The following is a 24,579-nucleotide window of genomic DNA, read 5'->3' as shown; positions in this document are numbered from 1 at the left end:
TATTGCAAATGTAAATAATATTTGTTCTTATTTCTATCTGTTGGCTTTATAACAACTAAACGGAATTATGGAATGAATAAATTATTGACCCTGACCCCTTTGGCGGTCGCGATTGGTTCTTCACTAGTGGTACCAAGCGCAGTGGCTTCAGAAGAGACAAACTCAACCCCATCAGCAACCGAAACCATTCAAGTCTACGGACACCAGTACGAAGGCTACGCTGAACACATGCCTCAATCGGGCACCAAAACGGACGTCGAGTGGCTTGATGTGCCGCAAGCGGTCTCGGTGGTGACCAAAACAGAAATGCAAGATCGCGGCGCGGTGCGCTTAGTGGATGCGTTAGATGGGGTGGCTGGGGTCAATAATACCTTGGGTGAAGGCAGCCGCGATCAGTTCATGATCCGTGGTTTTGATTCACTCAATGATATGTACCGTGACGGCATGCGAGACGACGGTACGCTGCAGTCTTACCGCAGTTTGGCGAACGTTGAGCGCGTTGAAATTGTGAAAGGCCCGGCAGGCGCGCTGTATGGCCGTGGCTCGGCAGGTGGCATCATCAACTTGGTGACGAAGCGCGCAAACGGCGATAACTTCACCCACGTAAAAGGCAGTGTGGGCAGCAACAGCCAATATGTTGGTCAAGTCGACAGCTCAATGGCATTTTCTGACAAGGTCAACGGACGTATTAACTTGGAATACCGTCAGGCCGATTCTTACGTCGATCATGTTGATTCGAACGATTTCTTCATCGCGCCGACCATTCGCGTGTTGCCAGCGGACGGTCACACCATTGATATTGACGTGGAATACGCCCATCAAGAATTAGTGCCATATCGTGGTGTGCCATCAAAAAATGGCAAGCCAGTTGATTTGCCAGTGAGTACTTACTTTGGTGGCACGAACGATTATCAGGAGTCGGACAGTCTTCGCGTTGCAGTGGACTACGAATGGCGTTTGAACGATCAATGGGTATGGAACAACCGAGCGGCGTTCAACCATATCGAACTTGAGCAAAAAGGCACGCGTCAGGGCAAAGTGACGGGCAATGAAGTGTCTCAAACCGTGAACAATTTTGGTTACGATCCTCGTACTACAACCACTTTGCAATCTGAGCTGATTTGGGAAACCAACGACAACCAATTGATGTTGGGCGCGGATTTCAACCAAATTGATATCGACCTGACGTTGGCAAGTGACAAAACGCTTCCTCCGCAAAATATCTACAACCCAGTTGTGGGCCCAACACCCGATCCGGGCTTCAAACCATTCCGTGACAATACCACCACAACCACGGGTGTGTACGTACAAGATGTGTACACATGGGGCGACCTTTCTGTGATCGGTAATGTGCGTTACGACTCGATGGATCTCGAACAACAAAAAGCGGGCGCAGGAAAGGAAAAATTGGACGATGACAAAGTCAGCTACCGCACTGGTTTGGTATACCGCATCAATTACGACACCTCCGTTTACGCCAGTTTAGCGCGCTCTTGGCAGTTGCCGTACGCAGGCATCTACATCAATCCAAAGTTGGCGGAATTCTTCCATACAGACCTAAAAGAAGTGGGGGCGAAAGCGTACCTGCTGGATAACGCATTAATGTTGAATGCGGCACTGTTCCAGATCGACCAAGAGCAGCCACAAACCAACGTAGACGGCGATGTCATCGACAAAATTGAAGTACGTCACCAAGGCATTGAGCTAGAAGCTCGCGGTCAAATCACCAAACAGTGGGACATCTCTGTGGGTTACAGCTACTTGGACGCAGAAGACAAAGCCACAGGCAAAAAGCCGAACGATGTATCAGACCACTTGTTCTCTCTTTGGAGCACTTACCAATTGGATGACAACTGGCGTTTGGGTGGCGGCGTGAAATACGTGGGCGACCGTTATGCAGGTAACGACGAAGCCGTCGCACTTGGCGATTACACCACGGTGGATTTGATGGCGGCGTACACCACTGGTCGTCACAAGATCCAAGCGAACGCTTACAACATTTTGGATGAGAAATACATTCTTGGCGCAACAAACGGCACGTCTGGCCTAAACCAGATTGGCTACGGCGCACCAGCCGAGTTCATGCTTAGCTACGGATACCAGTTCTAGGCTCGTTGTGCGTAGTTGGCGCACGTTAGCCGATTTTTGCCTCTTATTGAGGATGTTTTAGCCCCGAGAGCCTACGGGAAATGTTTTGCCCGAGGCTCAATTTCTCGTAAAGGAGACCTTAATGTCTTACCAGAATTTGGACGGTAAAGTGCGTGTACGTGCTGGTTTGTCTACCACTTACAGTGTGCTCGCGATTGCTATCGCTTCTGCCACCTCCATGAGCGCAGTTGCCGCTCCTGCTGAAAAAAACGAAACCACCGTGATGGAAACGGTGGTTGTCACTGGCAGCGTGATTGGCAACTCTGACATTGAAGACGTCAAAGAGTACCCAGGTGCTCGTACCGTCATTACCCGTGATCAAATTGAGAAAACCGCAGCGGGTTCGATTGATAATGCGTTACAGCGCGTGCCGGGTATTAAAGTTCAGGATGAAAGCGGAACGGGCGTATTGCCTAACATTTCCGTACGTGGTTTGAAAGCAAGCCGCAGTGGTCATGCTCAGTTCTTGATGGATGGTGTGCCGCTAACGCTCGCGCCTTACGGTCATACTGGTCAGTCTATCTTCCCAGCAACGCTGTCGATGCTTGATCGTATTGACATTGTACGCGGTGGTGCCGCAGTGCAGTACGGCCCAAACAACGTCGGTGGTGTGATCAACCTAGTGACCAAACCGATTCCACACACTTGGCAAACTGAAATCAGCAACCGCCTTACCGTGTTTGACGGTGGTGATGCGCCGCTGAATGATTTTTACCTACGCACGGGTGGCTGGTTAAGCGACACATTCGCGCTGCAGTTGGAAGGTAACTTTCTAAAAGGCGAAAGCTTCCGTGAACATTCCGATACGGACGTGAAGAACTTTCAAGCTAAAGCACAGTGGCTACTGAGTGATACTCAAGAGATTCAAGCATTCCTGCAACGTTACGATGCTGAAACGCAAATGCCGGGCGCACTTTCGCCACAAGATTACGAGCAAGATCGTCATCAATCGAAACGTCCTTACGATGATTATGAAGGTAAGTCGACGCGCTGGAGTGTTAAGTACATCCACGATTTGCCATTTGCCGACAGTGCCGAGCTAGAAGTGCTCACGTTTGGTCACAAATCAGAGCGTCTTTTCAAGTGGGGCTTTAACAGTGCGGGTGGCCATTGGGCGGATCCGGCTCTGCCTGCGACGGACGTTCGTACCTCTCCACGTGAATTTACCGTGTACGGCATAGAGCCGAAAATGGCGATGTATTTTGGTGAAGGAAAATCCGTTACCCAAAACTGGATCGTGGGTACTCGTTATGTTAACGAAGACATTGACTACAAACTCACTCAGACTCCAATCGCTGGTGGCGCAACCAAAGTGCCGCGTGATTGGCATTTAGATACGGATGCGTTTGCTGGTTACGTCAGTAACGAGATTGGCTTGTTCAACGATACGTTGAAGGTAACGCCAGGGCTGCGTGTTGAATCGGTTCGCATGACTTTTACCGATCGCGGTAAAAAGCAAACGGCAGACAACAAGGTGACCGAATGGCTACCGGGTTTGACGGTGGCATACAACGTGACCGATCAGTGGGTAACGTATGCGAACGCGCAAAAATCACTTCGTGCGCCACAAATTGCCTACATCCGAGGCTTGGGTGAAGAAGGCAGCGAACTGGCTTGGAACTACGAAGTTGGCGCGCGTTACACCCAAGATGCGACCAGTTTTAACGCTGCACTTTATCGCATCGATTTTGAAGACCAACTGCAATGGCAAAGCTCAACGCAGACCTTCGATAACATCGGAAAAACACTTCACCAAGGTTTAGAACTTTCTGCTCGTTACGTGCCGGAAGTTCTACCTGTTCTGAGCTTGGGCGCAAGTTACAACTACCTCGATGCCACGCTTGAAGAAGAAGGTGCGAATAAAGGTAACCAGCTGCCTTACACCTCTAAACATCAACTTGGTTGGGATGCGACCTACGCGTTTTACGGCATGGACACCACACTATCGGGCTTCTACTTCAGTGATTCGTATACCGATAACGCCAACACCAGTGCCGAAGACGCAACAGGTGCAACTGGCAAAGTGCCGTCTTACATGGTGTGGAACTTCAACTTAGGTACGGATTTATACAAAGACGACAAAGGCAAGTTACGCATGAATGTTGCAATAAACAACTTGTTTGACGAGGAGTATTACTTCCGTGGGATTGATACAAGCCCAGTTGGTCGGTACCCAGCTCCAGGACGCTCTTACACGCTGGATCTGAACTATCAGTTTTAAGCGTTTCGTTCACCGAGTTTGAAAAGAAAAGTCGCCAATTTACCTTGGCGACTTTGCCGATCTTAGGTAATGGAAAACTCTTAGCACTGGAAAAAGCAAGATGAAAAATAAAAAACAATTTACGATCAAACACTTTTCAACCGTTTTGTTGATGCTGTTGAGCTCAGCTTTGATGTCATTTAGCGCATTTTCTCAGGCGCGCAGCGTGCAAGATGAGCAAGGCACTTTTGAGCTAGAAGCGATACCTCAACGTATTGTGGTTTTGGAGTTTTCGTTTGTGGACGCTCTGGCGGCCGTCGATGTCTCACCGGTAGGCGTTGCCGATGACAACGATGCCACACGAGTCATCCCTGCTGTTCGTGACAAGATTGAGCCTTGGCAATCGGTCGGCATGCGCTCACAACCGAGTTTAGAGGCGATCGCGGTGCTCAAGCCGGATTTGATCATTGCCGATGCCGAACGTCATCGCGCGATTTATCAAGATTTGCAGCGAATTGCGCCAACTTTGCTGCTAAAAAGCCGTGGTGAGACGTATCAAGAAAACCTCGAATCTGCACAGAAAATCGGGGCGGCGATTGGCAAGCAAGCGCAAATGACGCAACGCATTGAGCAGCACAAACAGACCATGGCGGAGTTCAAACAGCGTTTTGCGACACAAGAAACCATTCAGTTTGGGGTGGTTTCCGACAAAGGGATGTGGCTGCATAGTCCGGTTTCTTACGCTGGTGGCGTTTTGAGTACACTAGGCATCCAAAGCCCGCTGGCTCCCTCTGAGCACAATGCGTATATCCCAACCAGCTTCGAACTTTTATTAAAAACCAACCCTGATTGGTTGCTGGTTGGACTTTACTCTCAACCGAATATTGTGGATGAATGGCAAAAAAATCCTTTATTTAAGCTGCTAACTGCGGCGAAAAAGCAGCAACTGGTCGAAGTCTCTCCTGAATTGTGGTCGTTAAATCGCGGCATGTTGGCGGCGGAAGAAATTGCCCGCAACCTTGAAGCGTTATTGGGGCGCTCATGAGTGCGTCGATAATTTCACAAAGCCCCTCTTCGGTTAACAAACCGTATTGGAAAGCGAGCTTGTTTGTCAGTGCTATGGCGTTGTGTACGCTGTCAGGCTATGTTGTCTCGATGCTTGGTTGGTCCAACTTTTCCTTGAGCCTCAGTGACCTTACAAGCTATTGGTTTGCGTTTGATGAGGGCAATATGCTGCATCAAATTCTTGCGACGTTGCGCGCGCCTCGCGCCTATGCGGGGTTATTAATTGGTGCTTCGCTTGCGGTTTCCGGCGTGTTGATGCAAGGGTTAACTCGCAATCCTTTGGCGTCGCCGTCCATTCTCGGCATTAATGCTGGTGCGGCGTGTTTTATGGCCTTGGCCTCCATAGGTGTGCCGTTTTTTAGTCAATTGAACCCAATCATTAATGCGGTATTCGGCGCGCTACTGAGTGGTGGTGCGGTCATGTTGTTGGGTGGTTTTTTCTCTGCGCGTTCTCACCCGTTGCGTTTGGTGTTGGCGGGCATTGCCATCAGTGCGCTGCTGATAGGGTTAACTCGTGCATCGGTAATTTTGGCGGACGACATGGCTTACAGCGTGTTGCATTGGTTAACGGGTTCACTCTCTGCGGTGGACTCTCAGCAGTGGCAGCAACTGTGGCCTTTTGCGACGTTAGGTTTGGTGCTCGCCATGGGATTGGCGCGAAACTTAAATTTACTCGCGTTGGGGGACGAAGTTGCTGTCGGGTTGGGGGGGAACATTCGTCTTACCCGTTTAATCAGTGGCTTAGCGGTTGTGTTGTTGGCGGGTACTAGCGTGGCGATTGCTGGGCCAATTGGCTTTGTCGGGTTGCTAGTGCCGCACTTGGTACGCCCGATTGTTGGTCACAACTATCACATTCTCATTCCGGTTTCCGCTTTGTGTGGTGCGGCACTGGTGACGTGGTCAGATGCTTTGTCACGTGCGATTGCCTTTCCGGCCGAAACGCCGGTAGGCGTGATTACCGCACTGTTAGGCACACCTTGCTTTATCGCGATTGCAATGAGGAAATCATCATGATGAATCAAACTAAACTGATTGCACTGCTTGGGTTGTTGCTGGTTGCGTCGTCCCTCACGCTGTTTGTTGGCGCGGCGAATTTGTCGGCTCAACAGGTTTTTGCATTGCTGTTTTCTTTCTCTGATTCGGACTTTGTGATTCACCACTATCGACTGCCGAGAATGTTGCTCGCCATTGGCGTGGGCGCCGGATTAGGGCTATCAGGCGTCTTAGTGCAAGGCGTTATTCGTAATCCACTTGCCTCCCCAGATTTGATGGGGATAAGCGCAGGGGCAGGGCTGGCGGCTACCGCTTGCTTGGTGTTGTATCCGAATGCGCCAGTGGCACTGTTGCCGATGGTCGCTATGGCGGGAGGCTTGCTTGCCGCAGGCTTTATTGCTGGGCTGGCTTATTGCTCGAAGCCAACACCAGCGCGTTTGGCGCTGATTGGTGTTGCTGTCAGCGCATTTTTAGCCAGCGGTATCGACTTTCTTCTGATTGTGCACCCTATCGAAATCAACACGGCGATGGTATGGCTAACGGGCAGTTTGTGGGGACGAAACTGGCAACAAGTGCCGTTTATTTGGAGTGCCTTATTGCTACTGCTGCCATTGGCGTTTTTGCTCGCATGGCGGCTAGATGTGATGGGGCTGGGAGAAGAGAGTGCCACTACACTTGGCACGAAACCAAGACAGATCCAAATTCTTGCGTTGATTGCTGCCGTGCTATTGGCGAGCATCAGCGTGTCTGTGGCAGGCACGATCAGTTTTGTTGGTCTGCTTGCGCCGCATCTTGCGCGTTTGCTGTTTGGTCACAACCACAAGTTGTTGATTCCTGCTGCGGCAACCCTTGGCGCGTTGTTGGTGATTTGCGCCGATGGCTTGGCGAGAGGCTTACAGCCGCCGATTGAGCTGCCTGCGGGTGTGCTGACGTCTGTTATTGGCGCGCCATATTTCATTTTTCTTTTGTATCGTTATCGAGGTTGGTAAGCATGTTACGAACGCAGAACTTATCCGTCGCGTACGGCAAACAGACCATCATTCCAGATCTCTCTTTGTCGATTCCTCAAGGTAAAATCACCGCGCTAGTTGGCCCAAATGGTTGCGGTAAGTCGACACTATTAAAAACCTTGGTACGCATCAATAAACCAGCTTCCGGCCAAGTGTTGTATGACGACAAACCGTTAAGTAGCTACGGCGATAAACGCTTGGCGCGCTCGCTATCATTGCTGCCGCAAATCCTTGTCAGCCCAGAGGGCATTACAGTGAGAAAACTGGTCGAGTATGGCCGCTCGCCTTATCTCTCTCATTGGGGCAGGTTAGGTCAGCAAGACAAAGCCTTGGTCGAGCAAGCAATGCAAGATACTGGCGTGATTGAGTTTGCTGACAAGCCGGTTGAATCGCTGTCTGGCGGCCAAAGACAAAGGGCGTGGATTGCGATGGTGATGGCGCAAGATACTGATGTGGTGATGCTGGACGAGCCAACCACGTACTTGGACCTCTCTCACCAAGTGGAGCTGATGAAGCTGATGAGGCAGATGAACGACAAAGGCAAAACCGTGGTGGTAGTGCTGCACGATCTAAACCAAGCGTGCCGTTACTGCGATCATTTGGTGGTGCTGGAAAAAGGTCAGTTGGTCACGCAGGGAACGCCACAAGAGGTATTGACAGAAGGCATGTTGGCGTCGGTGTTCGATTTACAAGCGAGAGTGTTTAACGACCCAATATCTGGCACGCCGATGTGTGTGGCGGTGTAGGTTTACGTCTTACGAATACTTTCGGTGATAAAAACGCCGAGCCATAAAAATAAATCCCGCTAGTTATACATTGGCTAGCGGGGTTTGTTGTTTTTAAGTGTGTTCCTAATGTGGCGTTTAAGCCAGTTTAAACGTCGCCACTTTCGAGTTGAGATCTTCGGCTTGCGATTTCAACTCGGCAGATTGATTCATCGATTCTTCTGCGCCAACCACCAAGTGGTCGGTCACATCTTTAATGGACGTGACGTTTTGCGTGATTTCGTTGGTTACGTGCGTTTGCTCTTCGGCTGCGGTCGCGATTTGCGTTGCCATATCGCTGATCAGCGCAACGGCCGCGTTGATTTCATCCAGAGCCAGTGCTGCGCGATCTGCGTCTTCCACTGAACCTTGCGCGAGCTGAGAGCTTTTATCCATGATAGTTACAGCGCGTTGTGTGGTTTGCTGCAAAGTCTCGATCGTCGAGCGAATCTCTTCGGTTGAGGTGTGTGTGCGTTGTGATAGCACTCGAACCTCGTCTGCAACAACGGCAAAGCCGCGACCTTGTTCACCTGCACGCGCCGCTTCAATCGCCGCATTCAGAGCCAGTAAGTTGGTTTGCTCTGCGATGTCTCGAATCGTTGATAGTACGGTTGAGATGTCTTGCGCGTGCTGGTTGAGCTCGCCGATGACAACGCTCGCCTGGTTGACTTCAGAAGACAAATTATTGATGGACGATTTGGAATTGATCACCAACTCATGACCGTTTTGTGTGCTTGCTGAAGAGTCTTGAGCGGCTTTAGCCGTCTGCTCTGCATGTGCTGCAATCTCTTGCGTTGCCGATGCCATTTCAGTCACAGCGGTCGCCACCATAGTGATTTCTTGTTGCTGATGGTTCAGATCAGAAACAGACTGATTCGCGCGAGTCGTGCTCAGCTCTGATTGTTGGCTGAGTTCTTCCGCTTGGTGACGAATGTGACCAATAAGCTGCTGTAAACTTTCAACAAACTGGTTGAAGTTTTCAGCCAACTCACCAACTTCGTCACGGTTTTCTACTTTGATGCGTTGAGTTAAATCACCGCTACCGTTGGCGATTTGCGAAAGCGCATTCGAAACGTTGTAGAGTGGGCGGAACAAGATGTTACATAGCAGGTTAAACAGCGCCACACAGATGATCACCACGATAGCCGTCGCGATAATTTGATCCCAAACGGCATCGTAAAGTGGTGCAACCAACGAGTTGTGATCCAACACCGTTACCGTCGTGAGCTTGGTGCCCTCAATTGGACGCGCATAAATCACATAATCGGTGCCGCTGATCGACACGCGACGTTCAGTGCCTGAGCGTGCAGCGTTGGTGATGTCGTTGTTGTTTAAGCCCAGTTTGCTAACTGGTTGGTTTAGGAGCTTGCTGTCGTTATGGGTGAAAATATTGCCCTGATCGTTGGCAATAAACATGTAGCCTTCACCCGGTAGGATCACTTGGTTGAGGCTGTTTAAAATATCTCCAATTTCGACATCTGCACCCAGTACAGTTGTTTGGCCGTGCAGTTGTAACGCCTTACCGAGCGACACCACATTCGCACCAGTTGCAGCAGCAACGGTCGGGTTATCCATAAAGACTTTCGATGGATTGGCAATGGCGTTGGTGTACCAGCCCCACTTGCGAGGGTCATTATTGCCTGGCGGTAAAATCACCCCATTGGCGTTGTTTTGTGAGCCGTCTGGGTAAGCGAGGAAGACGTTATCGAACGCGCCGGAATCTCGTACCTGCTTCAAGTGCGTCACGATGGCTCGTTTTTCTGACTCATCAGAAAGGGAGGTGAGTGCTCGCTCTTTAGAGAGTAGCCAGTCACTTACGTACTGGTTGTATGACGCGCTGGTGCTTTCCAGACGCTGGGCAACTTCCGCATCCAACCGTTGTAACGAATCTCGAAAAGACAAGCCTTCGACTAACACGCCCCCAAGGATGATGGCAGCACTGGCCGAGATAGCCAGTTTATTCTTCAGTGATAAATTTTTGAACATAGCAGCGATTATTAGATTTTTTGTACCCAAGCGGCGTTAAGTGTCGGGCTTAATACCCATTTACCTAAAAGCGCGGGGTAGTTTGTTATTGGTTATTTTCATTCGTATATGATTCGGCGTCGTCGCTGAAAAGCGTTTTTGACGCCGAAATCATCGATTGATTATATTTTACTGCTCAAAATAAATACTGGCGCTATGTCGCGAATTTGAGCTTTATAAGAAATAAGAACCTAATACGAGAGCGGCTTGTTTTATGTATTTGTAAAGTAAGGATTTGTCGTGTTTTGTAAATGATAATTGATTTCATTAAAAGGTGATGTAGATCATGCTTGAGCGGTAAATAATCCATTAAAAATGTGAAGGTCATGGAACGAGGATTATATTGATCGGCTTAATCATAGTTATGGGCAATAGTTATGCGCAGTATATTGTTAGTCCCCGCGTTATTGTTGTCAGGGTGTGCTCTGACACAACAATCCACGCCGATTCAGCCTGATGCCAACTGGCACGTTAATCAGCTATCCAATGGAATGAAATACCACATCTATCCAACTCAAGACCAAGAAGTTTCGGTTCGTTTGGTGATGCACATTGGTTCGTTCCAAGAAGAAGCCAATCAAAAAGGCTACGCTCACTTCGTTGAGCACATGGCATTTAATGGCAGCACACACTTTACCGGCAACGACGTTGTTAAGCTTTTTGAGCAATCTGGCGGCAGTTTTGGCGCAGATATCAACGCGTTTACCACCTATCAGCAAACGTCCTATAAGCTTGACTTGGCCAATAACGATAAGCTTGAAGATGCCCTGACTTGGATGCGAGACATTGGCGACGGTTTAGAGTTCGCTCCTGCTCAAGTTGAAAAAGAGAAAGGTGTTGTCTTGGGTGAATGGCGACGCGCCAATCCAGATGATAAGTCGTTTTCAATGCACGCGTATGAGGCTTCGATTGAAGGAACGCCTTACGCCGAGCATGATCCAATCGGTACTCGTGATGCAATTGAGAACGCGACGTCAAATGGGCTGAAAAACTTCTACGAGAAGTGGTATCAGCCGCAGTATGCCGAGCTGATCGTCACGGGCAATGTGGACGCTAAGTCGCTTGCTAACATCATCAAGAACAAGTTCTCGAACTGGGAAAGTACCTCAGATATCGTCATCGAAAAGCGTCGTGACATTCGACTCAATACTCAAGACGAAATTCTGCCAAGCAACTCGATGGAGTCACCAAGCTTGCATTTGGTGATTGAACGCGGCGATCTTCGTCGCGAAACGGTCGAGCAGCAACACGCAGAATGGCGAGACGAAGTGGCCATTCAACTGATTCAACAGCGTTTGATCAGCCTTCTCAATGATGCCGCCGAGCCTTACCAATACGTTTATGCGCAGCCTTACTACTCGAACTACCAACGCCTGATGTCGGCGGGTATCTCATTTTCGCCTGACCGCCGTGAACAAATGCACCAAATTTTCATCAGTGCTTTGACGTCACTTCGCGATTACGGCGTGACACAAGCTGAGCTAGAGAGCATCACATCTAACTGGTATGGCGAACTGGCAAATCTTGATTCTGATTGGAGCAAACGCAAGCCAAATAGTTACGCGGAAGCGCGTATTTTCCAATTGGAGCAAGCCAGCGTAAGCCAATCGAAAGAGAGCTATGCGCAAAGCTTGGCAGCTTTTTTGGATAAAACGACGCTAGAGAGCGTAAACGCGCAGTTAAAAGAACTGTTGTCTAATCAACCAAGCTTTGTGATTGGCATGGGCAAAAGTGAAACGCAAGCGCAATTTGCTGATGTATTCACTGCGCTTAACAGCGCCTACCTACAAGCTGGTGAAAAGCCTTCGGGCATGAACGCCAAAGCAGAAGGCTTCCTGCAACCAGCAGAGGAAGGCAGCATCGTTAGTATGCGTCAAGCTCCGGGTGGTTTTCAGGTTTACACCTTATCAAACGGTGTGGATGTTTGGTTCCAAAAAGACGCAAAAGCCGGTGGCCGCGCTTACATCTACTTCACTAGCCAAGGGGGTAAAGCGGCCCTAGATAAATCGCTTTATCCAGCCTACGAACTGGCTGCCATGACCGCCGTTCGCAGTGGATTAGGAGAGTTTTCTGGCTCAGAGCTGGATGCCTACTTACGTACGAACAACATCGCTTTTGGTCCAATACTCGAGCCAACAGTGCATGGCGTTCAGGTTACGACGCAAAAAAATCGTCTAGTTGAAGCTTTGAATGGCTTGTACAACCTTTCGACCGAAATCAAGGTTGATGAGCGTCAGCTTGCCGCGGTGAAACAAGAGTTTAAGCAAGAGCGCAGCGCTTTCTTGGAATCGCCTATGGGTACGCTTATCCAAGTAGCGAACACCAGCGCTTATACGCCGGATAGTCGTCATCGTTTACTGAGCAGTGATGGTGCCGATACCGTCACGCCAGAGCAGATTCTTGCGGTGCATGATCAACTATTTAAAACTGATCACGGTTACAAAATGGTGATTGTTGCGGACGTTGAGCCTGAGCAAATTACGCCACTTCTACGCAAATACGTGGCATCAATTAAGATGAAGCCGGGTAAAGCTGTAGATTATCGTGTGTCATTTAATGATGAGCTGCCAGCGCGCTCGGTCGTCACTGATGGTCACGAGCCTTCATCGTTTTACCTGCTGCGTTTTACTAACACCGATAAGTACAACCGTACGGCAAAAGACACGGTGACAGAAGACATTCTGGAGCGCATCAGTGCCGCACGAGTGCTGGAGACGTTCCGTGAAGAATCAAGCTTAGATTACAGCCCTAGCATTTATACGATGACGCAAGATGGTGAGCCGATTTCGGACTGGTTGTTTGAATCGCAGGTGGATCCAAAAGATGTGGGTTTGATGGATAAACTGTTGGATAAGGTTTTCGACGATCTCGCGATCAACATTACCCAGAAAGAAGTCGACACCGCGGCCAAGCAGCTTGCTGTCGCGATGCAAGGATTGGGTGACAACCCTGGTTCTCGCGCTTGGGTTTACAGCCGCTACCTCGCGCACGACTACGGATTGGATGTTGTGCTGGATGTGGAGAAAGCCGCTAAGAGCGTAACACTAGAAGAAGTGAAAGCACGTGCGGCATCGGCGTTTGGTCCGAATGCCAAGCGTTCTGCGCTGATTCTCAACCCGATGTGAAACCAGACATTGGATGCAAACAGTAAAACGAAAAAGACGGCTTAATCGCCGTCTTTTTTATGCGCTTTTGCGCGCGAGTCGCTTTTCAGTGTTGGCGCTGTTGTCTTTCGCCGTTGCGCTTTCTTGCGCTTTGCCTTTCAGGCTAACCACTTCTTTTTCTGGCAATTCTGCTGCTTCACCGAAGAACTTACCGCCCGGTTCAATGCTCAGATTGTTGCTCCAGATTTTGCCACTGACACGGCCTTTAGTGAGTACTTGAATGTGCTCTGCGTGACAGTTTCCGTCCAGAATACCATTGATGATCAGCTGCTTGGCATACACATCGCCAGTGACTCTACCGCTTTCTGCAACGACTAACGTGCCTTCGACATTCAGTTGACCATCGACGATGCCGTCAATCTGGACGTCGTTTTCTACTTTGAGTTCTCCGCTAACAGTACAGCCTTTGGCGATGAGAGTTGAAGCTGCTGAGCTACTCGTTGTTCCACGGTTTTTATCAAAGATTCCCATCGTATTTTTCGCTCCTTAGTAAAGATATCTTCAAAATTATTAAGGCTCCAATCAACAAACGGTTTTGGGTTCAATGCTCGTCCGACAAAGCGCACTTCGTAGTGCAGATGTGGGCCAGAAGAGAGCCCACTGTTGCCAGAAATCCCAATCAAATCGCCTTTTCTTACGAATTGGCCGCTTTGCACTTTGAATTTCTTTAAGTGCGAGTAAGAACTGGTAAAACCGAAAGAGTGCTGTAGCCTCAGAAAGTTGCCAGAGCCGGTATTGCTGCGACGAGTGACTTCCACCACGCCATCGGCAGGGGCATAAATTTTTGTTCCGATGTTCACCGCGAAATCTAATCCGCGGTGCATTTTCGCTACCTTGGTGACAGGATGAATACGTTTGCCAAAACCGGATGAAAGTCGAACTTTACCCACAGGCGAACCGTTTGGAATTTGATTGAGCATCAGCGTTCGCACATTCGAAGTGATCGCTGCTGAATCCAGTCGAGTATCCAAATCTTCATTTGTGGCGTGATTGTCCACGCCAAGCACTTTTTCTAGCTCGCCTAAGCGTTCGGAAACCAACTGAACCCGCTCCTCTCGCTCTGAAAGGTCGTTTTCTAGTTCAGACTTCAACGCCTTTAATGTACTGAGCTCTTCGCCCATGCTGCGTGAGTGCTCGGTGAGCTGCGCTTGTTTCATCGCTGCGCTATCGACCCGCGCGTAGAGATGGTTTATGAGAATGGCGGTAGCTGCCAAAGTCAGTACAAATAGCCCTAAAAAGGTTTTTAGGTTGCGTTGCATCCGTTTACTGAAATACCAATGCTTGGAGCCATTGATGGTTGATATCGAGATCGTCAGTTGGTCTTTCATCATGTCGTAATGATCGTATTCTGGTATAAGCCTCGTCACTGAGTGAGCTCGACTGTAAGGAAAACCACAGGGGACTGCCAGAGGCAAATTGGAAAGAAGTGTCAGGTCGTGAGCCGTTTTCCGATATTTGATAAAAGACTCAGTGCGGATTTAATGTTGGGTTAATTTTGGTCGGTGTTGCATGTTTGGCACTTTAGAGTGACGAAATTACCAATAGTATGAATGTGCAATTCAACATACTTCACGGTTTATCCTATAAATTGCGGATATTTTAAGAAATTAATATTCATTAAATTGATAACTGGCGACGGATCTTTATGATGACGGTTGATATGCCGATAGAGCACTCATTAGCCAGTGTTTGGCGGTGTAGGAGAACTGTAATTCGTCTCTACAGAACTCGATTTATTAAGGCTTAAAACTCGAATGCAAAACGCATTTACGAACCGATATAACTAACAACGGAGTTGGTCGTGAAAAAACTATTATTGGCTACAGCAGTGGTCGCAGCAGCGGGGGCCGCTGGGTACCTGTACCAAAATAACCTTCCTCAGAGCGGTTCAAGCTCACTATTGGCGCAAATCCCAGCCGATTCGCTCGTAGTTACTTTCCAAACAGAACCTTTCAAACACTACGAATATGTGAACGCGTTTGGCTCTGCCAACCAAATGACCATGTCTGATATGTTTGTTGGTGAGCAGCTATCACCAAAAGAGCAGTTTGCGATCGATCTGTTTGACGGATACTTAAAAAGTGCTGCGTCGCCAGAAACTTTGAAAGCGTACTTAGGTACAGGCGATGAGATCAACCCAGTGCTTTACACGCTCGGTATGGTGCCAGTTTACAAACTGCCAATCGAGAATCCAGAGGCGCTTTGGAAAACGTTGGATCACGAAGAGCAAATGAGCGGCGTGACACACGAAAAAGTGAAGCTGGGTACGGTGGAGTACCGTCGTTATGAAATGACGGATGCAGTAGATCCGCAGGATGGCATTGGCTTAGTTGTAGCGGTTATCGACAACGTGCTAACCGTGACGGTGGATATCGCGGAGTTGGGTGATCTTAACCCGTTGAAAATGGCGCTGGGTCTTGAGTCTCCAACCCAATCATTAGCGGATAGCGGTCGTGCTGAAGCCATCCAAACTCAGTATGGTAAAAACAACAACTCTTTTGGCTACATCGACCATCGTGAAATCATCAAAGGTTTAACCACTGTTGATGGCAACATGTTTGCTCGTCAATTAACTCGTCTTAATGTCGATCCAAACATTACGGAAATGCGCACACCAGTTTGTCATAACGAGTTTACGCAAATTGCAGAAAACTGGCCTCAATCGGTGGCGTTTGCGGAGTACAAGCTAAACGGTGAGCAAGCGTCAATCAAAGGCGGCTTTGTTGTTGAGTCGAAGAATAAAGTGATCGTCGATGCGCTTAAATCGATTCGTGGTGTGTTAACCGAGTCTAACAGCGATAAGAGCTTCTTTAGTTTGGCGCTAGGCATCGACATCAACACGCTTGCGCCATCGATTGGTCAAATTTGGACAGAGATAACTCAGCCACAATACCAATGTGCGCTGCTGAGCCAAATGCAAAAAGACATGGGCGGACAAAACCCGGCGGCAGCGGTGAGCATGGGCTCTGGCATGCTGAATGGGTTGAAAGGGTTGAGCATGCAACTGTTCGATCTGAACATCAATCCTGATGCACAGTTTGGCGAAGTGTTTAGCCAAATGGATGGCATGTTTACTCTGTCTGCAAAAGATCCAAACATGTTGATTCAAACTGCGCAAATGCTAGTTCCTGAATTGGCGCAGCTTCAACTGCAACCAGACAACCAACCTGTGAACGTAAGTGACTTGTTAGAGATGCATACTGGCATGAAGATGGACGTGTTTGCACGCTTAAATGGCAGCCACCTAACGCTATACAGCGGCGAGTACGCGGCAGAAGCAAGCAAGGACGTGATGGCTCAAGAGTTGAAGCCAAACGGTTTGTTGAGCTTTAGCATGGACTCAGAGCGTATTCTGGAAGTGTTAGAAAAAGCATCAATGGCGACAGGCCAGCCTCTTCCTGAAGACGTGCTAGTGAGCTTCCAAAACGAGCTAACGGGTGGCATGAAGATGGACGTTACTGACAAAGGCATCGGTTTTGAGTTTGATTACCGCAGCTCGGCCAAAAAGGTGAGTGTTGCCCAGCAGTAAACGCAACAATACTTGAAACCCTACGAAAACGCCCACGAAATACAGTGGGCGTTTTTCTTTCTTCAATTAAGTCGGTGACATTAGCTGGCTTTCTCTGCCACCTCTCGGTGTTGCTGCGCTTCTTCAGTGTTGAACCCACGTAGAATATTGGTCAAGGTGATGGCGGTAAACAGCACTACAACCAACGACAAATGCCACGCTTCACTTAATCCAAGTTGCACCAGCGTCATACTCACCAAGGAAGAGACCACCATTTGACCGCCGCCAGACATGGCTGCTGCCGCGCCCGCATGCTCTTTGTATGGTTGCATCACAAGTGCTTGTGCACAAGGCAACGCAATGCCATTGCCAAGAATCATCAATAATTGTCCAATCATCAAATACAAGGGTTCTACCGGGCAGAAAAACAACCACAGTGCCGCACTGATATGCAAAACAGGCGTGCAAAGCAGCATTTTCTTATTTCCGATGACGGGGCGTATGCGGTTACAAATGGTTGTGCCGCCGAGCATACCTAACGCGGGGATCAGTGCCCACATGGCGTATTCGTCCGATGTCATCCCGATTTGGTCTTGCATGATAAAAGGCATCACGGAGACGGTCGTGATCATCAAGCTGAAGTTGAGCCAACTGATGCTCGCAAAGCTCATAAAATATCGAGACGAGAGCAAATCACGATACTGCACCAACATTTTGGCTGGAGAGGGGATTGCGGAGCGTCGTGTGATGGTCTCTTTGAATCGAAACGCAATGATGATCCAAGCGAGCGACACGTAACCCAACAATGAAATGAACACCATACTCCAGCCAAAGTGGAAGTTAATGAACCCACCAATCACAGGAGCAATCAACGGCGTGATGGACGCTGCCATAGCAATGTAAGACATCGCGACGGGAAGCTCATTCCCACTAAATTGGTCGCGAGTAGAAGCTCGAGCCAGCACCGCGCAGCAACCCGTCCCCAAGCCTTGCAAAAAGCGGCCTAAGACCATGCCAGTAAACGTATGGCTCCAGAAAATGATCATCAGCAAGCCGGACATTGCGATCAGCAAACCAGCGAGTAGCACTTTCTTGCGCCCTAATGCATCGGACATTGGGCCATAGATGAACTGGGAAGGGCCAAATCCAAGTAGATAAATACTCACGAGGAGCTGCGCTTGATCGAGTGAAACCGAGAAGTCTTTGGCGATCCAAGGTAGAGAAGGCATCACTAAACCCATGCTCAGTTGGCCAACACTGATGATCAAACATGCCAATAGAATCGTGCGGAAATTGATGGGACGGTTCATGATGATTCACCATCAGCGAATCCGGCATTTTTTCGCGTTCTTAGAGCGCCATCTTCATCAAACTCGCTCAATTTTGCTTTGACTCGTTTAACCGTCGACAAGCTGACATCGCATTGATCTGCCACGCTCAACAGCGTGTTCCCTTCTAATAGTAACGCCGCGATGAGTCGATGTTTTTCCCGGTCAGCAGGGCGGCCACGGAACTTCTGTTTCCACAAATCCGGTTGATCTTTAATGGCTTGGCGGCCTTGCTCCGCCGCGAACAACCGATGCTGAATTTGCACCTTTCCATAACCTGATAGCAAAGCGAGTAACGTTTTCGTCTGTTCTGAGTCGGGTTCAAACGTCAATGGTTCACACACGGTTTTTAGTGTGACGCCTTTTTCAAGCAAGGCTCGAATGGCGTTGAGAGCCTGACTAAAATCGCGACCAAATGCTGTCAGCCACCACATCACGATGGTGTCGCCAGATTGAATCGTATTGCTAAGTTTTTGAAACGCTTCTCTTTCTGAAGGGGGAACGCAGCCACGAATTTTATCTTCAAAATGCAGCGCATCAGGAGCGGCCTCGCGCAACGCAGCAAGGTGATCACTGTGGGCTTTATTTTTTGGAGAGTAGCGCGTGTAGATATAAGTCGTCATGACCGCATTCCTCATTGGGTTGGTTCATATACTGTAATGGTCCATAAATATACAAGGGTTCATTAATGCTTACAACACTAAATGAGCCATTTAAGTTTTCTTAGAGCATATCCCAATTATCTAGGTGATGAGTTTTATGGCTGATTGGTGTTTAAAGATGTATGTTGGGGTATCTGTCTGTAAGCAATGAAAAAAGCCGATACAGATGTTTGTATCGGCTTTTTATTTTAGGTGTTGTATTGGCTAGCTTTGCAATGGCTCACCTTGTGGCGAATTTGGCTTTGGCTGGTAATGCAAAATCACCATCGAGGTCGGTGACAGTAAGACTTCGCCTTCTGCGTGCCCAGGATTGAGGTTGCGCACATTGGTATCACAAATCGTTACCCATTCTTGATTACGCTCGTTTGGCAGCTTAAATCGCGCAGTGGCGTTCGTTTGGTTGATGAGGTAAACCAACTCTTGTCCGTCTTTACCTATGCCTAAGTGAAGCGCTACGGAGCTTAATCGGTTCCAGTCGTCATGTTCCATTAATCGGCCATCGGTTCGACGCCAGAAAATGCGGTTGTTGTTGCGATTTTCGCCGCTGAAAGCACGGATGAAAGGCACCATGTATTGGTGACGGTTTGCGACCATTTGCGCCATCCAAGTTTTGAAGTGCGCTTTGCGCTCCGTCTCGCTCCAGTTGATCCAACTGGTTTTATTGTCTTGGCAGTAGGCGTTATTGTTGCCACCTTGCGAGTGTGACAATACATCGGCGGTCAAAATGTGCGGAATACCAAACGCAAAGAGCAAGCTCGCAATCAGGTTGCGTTTTTGCTTCTCACGCGTGGCGATGATCATGATGTTTTCCGTCTCGCCTTCTACGCCGTAGTTTTCTGAGCGGTTGTCACCGTGGCCATCGCGGTTCTCTTCGCCATTGGCTTCGTTATGTTTGTGCTTGTAAGAGACTAAATCTTGCAGCGTGAAGCCATCGTGGTAAGTGATGTAATTTACCGTGAGTTTGTATGGCCAGTTGGCGGCGCTGTAAATATCGCGAGAGCCCATAAGGCGAGTGGCGAATTCTTTCAAATAGCCTTGATCACCACGCCAAAAACTGCGGGAAATATCGCGCAGCTTGTCGTTACATTCGTTCCAACCAAATGGGAAGTTACCAACTTGATAGCCATTAGGGCCAATATCCCACGGCTCGGCAATCAATTTGGTTTCACGCAAAATCGGGTCTTGAGCGACGGCTTTGAAAAATGCCGCTTCAGGGTTGTAATCATCCCCTTGACGTCCCAAAGTGGCGGCCAAATCAAAACGGAAACCGTCGATTTTGAATTCGCTAACCCAGTAACGCAGCGTGTCCATAACCAGGTTTAATGCTGGTTGATAGGTGAGATCGACCGTGTTGCCACAACCAGTGTAGTTGGCAAAGTGATTGCCGTGCTTAATGTAAAAGCGAGAATCGAGCGCTTTGAGGTTAAACACCGTCGCGCCTTCGCCTCCTTCTGCTGTGTGGTTATAAACCACATCCAGAATCACTTCGATCCCATGCTTGTGCAGCTCACGAATGGTGGTTTTGAGCTCGGTTACCGCGTCTTTTTCTGCGTAACGAGGATCGGGCACCATAAACAAATAAGGGTTGTAACCCCAATAATTGACTTTGCCCATCTCCAATAAATGTGGTTCATGCATGCACGCGGCGATAGGTAGCAATTGCAACGTGTTGATGTTTTGCTGTTTGTAGAACGCCAGCATCTGAGGTGAAGCAAGGCCAAGGTACCGCCCTTTGGTGGTTGCACTGACTTCTGGATGTAATTGGGTAAGCCCTTTGACGTGCGTTTCAAACAGCACCATGTCCTCTCTCGGGATACGAGGATGATCCGTCTCCTGCCAGTCGAAAGTGTCTTCAATCACGACGCATTTCGGCATATCAAAACTTTTGGCTGGAGTATAAGGAGGATGGTAGTGAAGGGCTTTATCTAAAGATTTGGCGTAAGGATCGGAGATGAGTAATGGTTCATCTCTATGTGTGACAACGTAACCATATTTTTGCCCCGGTTTGATATCGGGAATAAAGGTATGACGTATACCCGAATATTCATTGGGTAAGTCATGCAAACTATAGCTGCCATCGCTTGCAAACAATGCCAGCTGGATATCTTTTACACCCGGAGCATGAATAGAGAAGTTACAGCCTTCTTTATTTAACGTTGCGCCTAGGGGGTAGGGGCGAGAGAAAAGTCGTGTCATCGGAGATACTTTATTTATTATTTATTGCTACCTTTAGGAAACTATAAGTTAAAAACTTTGTCTTACTAAGGTCAACCACCTTAAATAGAAAAATATTCGTGTAATTTAATTACTTTAGATGACGACTTCGGGTCAAAAATATGAATTAGCTATCACTTTGTAGCGGCTCAAAACCGAAGAAACTTACTAATTCCTCCCTAGATTGGTGATCTGACTCGAAAAAACACCATGCGGTAATTTCTCTACTCCCTTCTCATCCCCCCTAAATTAGTTTGGGGCGGAGGAAGTCATCCTTGTACCCCTCGGGTAGTCTTATAACTGTTGAAACAAACGGGGATTCGTTCCCATCTTACCTCTCTTTCTTTAGGTGCGTTTTTACTGCCTATATTCACCTGAGGGCGAGCAGGGAAGACAGAATTATAAATACCCTTAATGGAGTTAAGAATGAAAAAAGTAAGTGTAATTGCAGCTGCTGTTGCTGCAACTTTAGCTGCTGGTTCTGCTTTCGCAGTGGACTTCCACGGTTACATGCGTGCTGGCGTTGGCGTGAACGCTGACGGTGGTCAACAACTAACATTCGAAAAGAACAAGGTTGGTCGTCTAGGTAACGAGAGTGATATTTACGGCGAGATTCAACTAGGTAAAGAAGTTTACAACAACAACGGTAAAACGTTCTACGTAGACTCTATGATCGCAATGACTTCTAACGGTTCAAACGACTGGGAAAGTACTTCAACTAACTGTGGCATGGACGGAAGCAACGTGAAATGTGTAGACGATGCACAATTCGCTCTACGTCAGTTTAACGTTCAAGCTAAAGGCCTACTAAACTTTGCTCCAGAAGCGACACTTTGGGCTGGTAAGCGTTACTACCAACGTCATGACATCCATATCTCTGACTTCTACTACTGGAACATCTCTGGCGCGGGCGCTGGTGTTGAAGGTATCGAAGCAGGTCCAGGTAAAGTTTCTTTCGCTTGGGTTCGTAACGACCGTGGCGATATCGTAGATACAGGCAACGACGGCGGCGCAACAAACGTTAACACTTTAGACGTACGTTACGCAGGTCTTCCTCTATGGGATAACGGTTCTCTAGAAATGGGCTTGAACTACGCGATTCTTAACGAAACTGACGCTGCGCCAAACAGCACTAAAGATGCGAAAAACGGCGTAATGTTCACAGCAGAGTTGACTCAAGGTCTAGACTCTGGTTTCAACAAAACTGTATTCCAGTACGGTACTGAAGGCTACTCAAAAACAATGGCGTTCTACGGCGACGGTAGCTGGTACGGTGCAGAAGCTGATAATGGTGCATCTGGTTACCGCCTAATCAACTGGGGTGTAATCGGCATGGGCGACAGCTGGGAAATGGGTCACCAACTAGTATACGGTGTTGGTGAAGACATGTGGGCTGGCCAAGACAAGTGGGAAACAATGTCTGTTGTTGTTCGTCCAATGTACAAATGGGATGACAACCACAAAACTATCTTCGAAGCTGGCTACGCTATCGACGATAACGACGGCGAAGAAAACAAATACGGTAAGCTAACTGTTGCACAAGCATGGTCTGCTGGCTCTAGCTTCTGGGCTCGTCCTGAAATCCGTGTTTACGCTTCTTACCTAACGGCTGACAAAGAAGACAACTCAAACACATTTGATAACGGTCGTTCAGACGATACGTTCCAATTCGGTGTACAAGCTGAAGCTTGGTGGTAATCATCTAACCACTAAGTCCTAAATTGTCCTAGAATGATACAGCCAGAACCTATCTGGCTGTATTTATTTCAAAAACAATAATGAGTCGAGGTAGACAGTAATGAGAAAATGGCTTGCTCCCGTACTGCTGGGCATGTTGGCTACTGGTTGTGCGTCCGTAGAACAAGTAGAGATGAGTCCAAAAGGTCAGCAACAAGTAATCACTCAATCGGGTGATATTCAATGGGTACCGCTTAATGTGCCTGTGGTTACTGAGTTCGCTTTGACTGATAAAAGCCAAATGCTGTTGGATGGCAACAGTGCTGGCGCAATTGCAGCGTTCGCTCTTCCGGGCAATCGTGGCAGTCTCGATATCAAATTAGAGACATTCGTAAGTAAAGAACTTCAATTTTATGCTCCAAATGTCGCAGTGATGAACTCGGCAGGAGAAACCATTTACCAAGCCGATTTCTCAAAGTTTAAGTACGAACCAGCAAAACTGTTGGACAACGATAAATTCGTACTTGATCTCAATGTGATTCCAGACATGACAGGTAATGATCTTCATGTATTGGTTTACACGACTTCCGCCGATCTAAAAGGAAGTACACAAGTTCTACACCCTGCAAAAGCCTTCGCCATGGCGCGCCATACTCAGCCGCCAGATATTGCAGACCCTCTCGCGAAACATAGCCCATTGGGTCAGTTCCGCTTTTCGGTATCCGCGAATGATATCGTGAATACCAAGATTGTTGCGAAAAACGACAACATTCCTCAAGGTTCGGATCTCACTAGCTACTACCACAGCTCTATTGAAGCGGCAGTCGCAGCGAACGATATTCCGAAAGCACTCACCTTGCTTGATGAAGCAAAAGAGCTAGGTATTGAAGGCGCACAAGAAGTGTTTGTGAAAGCCGTAAATAAAAAATAATCGAATATAAAAGGTCAGCGAAATGCTGGCCTTTTTTCATAGAAAATAAACCAATAAAAATACCCCTACATAGAGTTACCTTATTCACATAATTATTTTTATTGCTTTGTTTTTTATATTGGTTAGATCAATAATTAATGACAGTTCCTAACTTATATTTTTAGCTTAGGAAATAAATAAAACTCTCGAAGTGATTTAAATTCTCAAGCCGACGATATTTAGCGTTCGATATTTCCATTTTAATAACGATTAATATTTATTTTAGTCGTTGAGTTTATTTTGCTTTGGATATACTAAAAAGGAATTACGTGAAATGAACATGATGAAGACCTCTCTTGCTGCTGTCCTGCTTGTTGCCTTAGTAGGTTGTCAATCGACGGCAGAACCTGAAGCGGCCGCAGAGCCAGTTGTTAATATGTCTCAAGACGAAGTGGTTGCTTTCATGAAAGCGTGTGACAACCCAGATAGCACGGCGAAAGGACCAATTTCTAAACCACTATTTGTGGTGGGTACGTTTGCGGATTCCGATTGGAAACACGTGCCTCAGCGTCAATACACTTACAAAGGGAATAACTTCTACCAAGCGGTGGTTCAAGAAAAAGTAGGCTCCTACAAAATGCAGTATGCGACCGAGCTGTGGTTCCCACAATTTACTGCAAAAGGAAATAGAATGAACGTTGGTGAATTAACACCATTAACGTTTGGTGGTTACGGTACTGATACGGTTGTGGATATTAAAGAAGATGGTAAATATGTCTGGAGTCTTCAGTTTGAAGGAAAAGGCAAACCTGTTCATGTCATGGTAAATAAGTGCCAATAATATTCCATTAAGTTATTTAAAAATTAGTTTTTATTTATTAGCCCCTACATGGAAAACATGTTGGGGTTAA

17 protein-coding genes are annotated in these 24,579 nt (G+C 47.9%); 11 read left to right on the top strand and 6 right to left on the bottom strand.

Annotation, left to right across the window (positions count from 1 at the left end; translation table 11 throughout):
- Positions 1-72: 72 nt before the first annotated feature.
- The 6 genes from ACF8EG_RS01485 (at position 73) to fecE (ending at position 8,162) form a co-directional block, all read left to right on the top strand.
- Positions 73-2,109 carry a TonB-dependent siderophore receptor gene (locus ACF8EG_RS01485; RefSeq protein ID WP_025790542.1) on the top strand — a complete coding sequence of 679 codons (2,037 nt, stop codon included), beginning with the start codon at positions 73-75 and terminating at the stop codon, positions 2,107-2,109.
- 121 nt (positions 2,110-2,230) lie between these two features.
- Positions 2,231-4,369, top strand: coding sequence for a TonB-dependent siderophore vibrioferrin receptor PvuA (gene pvuA / locus ACF8EG_RS01480; protein WP_069505537.1), 2,139 nt, complete (start codon positions 2,231-2,233; stop codon positions 4,367-4,369).
- A gap of 100 nt (positions 4,370-4,469) precedes the next feature.
- On the top strand, positions 4,470-5,393 hold the full coding sequence (locus ACF8EG_RS01475; RefSeq protein WP_069505536.1) for a Fe(3+) dicitrate ABC transporter substrate-binding protein FecB: 924 nt from the start codon (positions 4,470-4,472) through the stop codon (positions 5,391-5,393).
- 74 nt (positions 5,394-5,467) lie between these two features.
- On the top strand, positions 5,468-6,427 hold the full coding sequence (locus ACF8EG_RS01470; protein WP_392411094.1) for a FecCD family ABC transporter permease: 960 nt from the start codon (positions 5,468-5,470) through the stop codon (positions 6,425-6,427).
- Positions 6,424-7,395 carry an iron ABC transporter permease gene (locus ACF8EG_RS01465; protein ID WP_069505532.1) on the top strand — a complete coding sequence of 324 codons (972 nt, stop codon included), beginning with the start codon at positions 6,424-6,426 and terminating at the stop codon, positions 7,393-7,395. The genes ACF8EG_RS01470 and ACF8EG_RS01465 overlap by 4 nt, the downstream gene beginning before the upstream one ends.
- 2 nt (positions 7,396-7,397) lie before the next feature.
- Complete coding sequence (fecE, locus tag ACF8EG_RS01460; protein WP_069505530.1) at positions 7,398-8,162, top strand: Fe(3+) dicitrate ABC transporter ATP-binding protein FecE; 765 nt, start codon at positions 7,398-7,400, stop codon at positions 8,160-8,162.
- Between the two features lie 117 nt (positions 8,163-8,279).
- Here fecE and ACF8EG_RS01455 read toward each other — a convergent pair whose 3' ends face one another.
- Positions 8,280-10,166 carry a methyl-accepting chemotaxis protein gene (locus tag ACF8EG_RS01455; protein WP_069505528.1) on the bottom strand — a complete coding sequence of 629 codons (1,887 nt, stop codon included), beginning with the start codon at positions 10,164-10,166 and terminating at the stop codon, positions 8,280-8,282.
- A 416-nt stretch (positions 10,167-10,582) separates the two neighbouring features.
- On the opposite strand from ACF8EG_RS01455, the gene ACF8EG_RS01450 reads away from it, so the two are divergent.
- Entirely contained in the window at positions 10,583-13,330 is a 2,748-nt protein-coding gene (locus tag ACF8EG_RS01450) for a pitrilysin family protein (protein ID WP_069505526.1), read from the top strand.
- Positions 13,331-13,387: 57 nt separating this feature from the next.
- Here the strand turns inward: ACF8EG_RS01450 and ACF8EG_RS01445 are convergent, their stop codons facing one another.
- Together ACF8EG_RS01445 and ACF8EG_RS01440 are read right to left on the bottom strand one after the other, a co-directional pair.
- Positions 13,388-13,840, bottom strand: coding sequence for a polymer-forming cytoskeletal protein (locus ACF8EG_RS01445; protein ID WP_020838276.1), 453 nt, complete (start codon positions 13,838-13,840; stop codon positions 13,388-13,390).
- Positions 13,744-14,697 carry a M23 family metallopeptidase gene (locus ACF8EG_RS01440; protein ID WP_005455166.1) on the bottom strand — a complete coding sequence of 318 codons (954 nt, stop codon included), beginning with the start codon at positions 14,695-14,697 and terminating at the stop codon, positions 13,744-13,746. Before ACF8EG_RS01440 ends, ACF8EG_RS01445 begins: the two co-directional genes overlap by 97 nt.
- 473 nt (positions 14,698-15,170) lie before the next feature.
- Between ACF8EG_RS01440 and ACF8EG_RS01435 the strand changes: the two genes are divergently transcribed.
- Entirely contained in the window at positions 15,171-16,898 is a 1,728-nt protein-coding gene (locus ACF8EG_RS01435) for a hypothetical protein (RefSeq protein ID WP_005500006.1), read from the top strand.
- An 80-nt stretch (positions 16,899-16,978) separates the two neighbouring features.
- On the opposite strand, the gene ACF8EG_RS01430 is transcribed toward ACF8EG_RS01435, so the two are convergent.
- From ACF8EG_RS01430 to glgX, 3 genes are all read right to left on the bottom strand, one after another.
- Complete coding sequence (locus ACF8EG_RS01430) at positions 16,979-18,187, bottom strand: multidrug effflux MFS transporter (RefSeq protein WP_043038037.1); 1,209 nt, start codon at positions 18,185-18,187, stop codon at positions 16,979-16,981.
- Positions 18,184-18,828, bottom strand: a complete 645-nt coding sequence (locus tag ACF8EG_RS01425; RefSeq protein ID WP_043038036.1) for a recombinase family protein — start codon at positions 18,826-18,828, stop codon at positions 18,184-18,186. The genes ACF8EG_RS01430 and ACF8EG_RS01425 overlap by 4 nt, the downstream gene beginning before the upstream one ends.
- 243 nt (positions 18,829-19,071) lie before the next feature.
- A complete protein-coding gene (gene glgX, locus ACF8EG_RS01420; RefSeq protein WP_043038035.1) occupies positions 19,072-21,063 on the bottom strand; it encodes a glycogen debranching protein GlgX in 1,992 nt (663 codons plus the stop codon).
- A 444-nt stretch (positions 21,064-21,507) separates the two neighbouring features.
- Between glgX and ACF8EG_RS01415 the strand changes: the two genes are divergently transcribed.
- The 3 genes from ACF8EG_RS01415 to ACF8EG_RS01405 all read left to right on the top strand — a co-directional run bounded on the left by ACF8EG_RS01415 (position 21,508) and on the right by ACF8EG_RS01405 (position 24,509).
- Complete coding sequence (locus ACF8EG_RS01415; RefSeq protein WP_017447176.1) at positions 21,508-22,779, top strand: maltoporin; 1,272 nt, start codon at positions 21,508-21,510, stop codon at positions 22,777-22,779.
- 100 nt (positions 22,780-22,879) lie between these two features.
- Entirely contained in the window at positions 22,880-23,689 is an 810-nt protein-coding gene (locus tag ACF8EG_RS01410; protein WP_017447177.1) for a MalM family protein, read from the top strand.
- 313 nt (positions 23,690-24,002) lie between these two features.
- Positions 24,003-24,509 (top strand): hypothetical protein, encoded by a 507-nt coding sequence (locus ACF8EG_RS01405; RefSeq protein ID WP_025498758.1) that lies wholly within the window; start codon positions 24,003-24,005, stop codon positions 24,507-24,509.
- Positions 24,510-24,579: the final 70 nt, after the last annotated feature.

Source organism: Vibrio sp. YQ_11 (assembly GCF_043103065.1).
GTDB lineage: Bacteria > Pseudomonadota > Gammaproteobacteria > Enterobacterales > Vibrionaceae > Vibrio > Vibrio parahaemolyticus.
Note: the sequence above shows the minus strand (reverse complement) of the source record. Positions and strands in the feature narration are given on the sequence as shown.